The sequence below is a fragment of the Microcystis sp. M53603_WE2 genome (assembly GCF_030065435.1).
Genome location: NZ_JASJFF010000770.1, coordinates 1 through 1,232 on the forward strand (window position 1 = coordinate 1; position 1,232 = coordinate 1,232).

The 1,232-nt window shown below is 38.8% G+C and carries 2 protein-coding genes and 1 pseudogene; all 3 read left to right on the forward strand.

Translation table 11 applies throughout. From position 1 onward, the window contains the following. Positions 1-127: 127 nt before the first annotated feature. A complete protein-coding gene (locus PX481_RS16575) occupies positions 128-346 on the forward strand; it encodes a hypothetical protein (RefSeq protein ID WP_071825169.1) in 219 nt (72 codons plus the stop codon). Positions 347-348: 2 nt separating this feature from the next. Next, the gene (locus tag PX481_RS16580; protein WP_002764333.1) at positions 349-705 is read left to right on the forward strand and encodes a type II toxin-antitoxin system PemK/MazF family toxin; all 357 of its coding nucleotides are present in this window, start codon (positions 349-351) and stop codon (positions 703-705) included. 47 nt (positions 706-752) lie between these two features. After that, positions 753-1,163: pseudogene (locus tag PX481_RS16585) on the forward strand (Coq4 family protein); the annotation flags it as partial. Positions 1,164-1,232 lie beyond the last annotated feature (69 nt).

The following is a 1,232-nucleotide window of genomic DNA, read 5'->3' on the forward strand; positions in this document are numbered from 1 at the left end:
CCTTAGTTAAAGCAGATTTTCTTCCTCAGTGCAACCTAAGTCGATGCTTTCTCACGAGTGCGGGTTCATTTTCTAGGTTGACTTCGGCTTCCTTACCAGCATTTATTGAGATGTTGCGTTATCTTCTCTGATAATTGAACTGGAACAAAAGTTACGAGACTGTTCTCTTGAAGATAAAAAATGGTTATTGGAGCAGTTACATCAACAATTAGGATTGAATAATCAACAAACAACTAAACAACGATTAATAGATAGTTGGAATGAAGCTTATAGTGATGGATTGGACGAATCAGAAACTTTAATGTTAGAGGGAATACGGCATCATCAACGCCAATTATCCGAGTAAATATGACGATTTTTCAAGGAGAGATTTATTGGATTGATTTAGGAGAACCACAAGGTTCTGAACCTGCTTATCTTCGTCCTTGTGTTGTGGTGCAAAATGATGCTCTGAATCAGTCACAAATTGGGACGGTTATTGTGTGTCTATTAACAACCAATTTGAGACGAGCAAAAGCTATTGGTAATGTTTTATTGAATGAGGGTGAAGGGAATTTACCTGAATCCAGTGTTGTTAATGTTTCACAGGTTTTCACGCTTGATAAGCGTCTTTTAACGGAGTCTATCGGAAGACTTTCTCAGGAAAAAATCAAATTAATTATTCAGGGAATTAAGTTGGTTATTGAACCTCAAGAACTCGAATAATAGGGGGTTATAAAATATAAAATTATAAAAAAAGCGATCGAGCTACCGCTCAAATAATTGCCCAAAGATATCTGGCCGCTAGTCCCTGTTTAGAAACCCTGCTGAAACTCCCAGAGGATTCCCAGGGTTATCATTATGCTACTCACCTAATTAGTTTCAATTTTGATCCTAATTTTTATCGGTCTATTCAGGTCAATTCCGACACAGATTATCTGCTGCTTCGCCTACGGCAAACTCACGATATCTGGCATATAGTAACGGGTTTTGGTGTCGATGCGATGGGAGAATTGCAACTGAAAGCTTTTGAATTAAGTCAAACTCGTCGCCCTCTAGCTATTGTCCTACTTTTAGGGGGATTATTCGGAGCTTTATTTTCTTCGCCACTTTCCTTAGCCTCTCTCTGGGAAGAGATTGTCATCGCCTATAATTTGGGAGCATCCCAGTTTTGCAATGAGTAAAAATACTCAGGCAATATCGCCGTTGAGATAAGCACAACGTAGCTTCAAATACTGAGGAACATTCTCTGC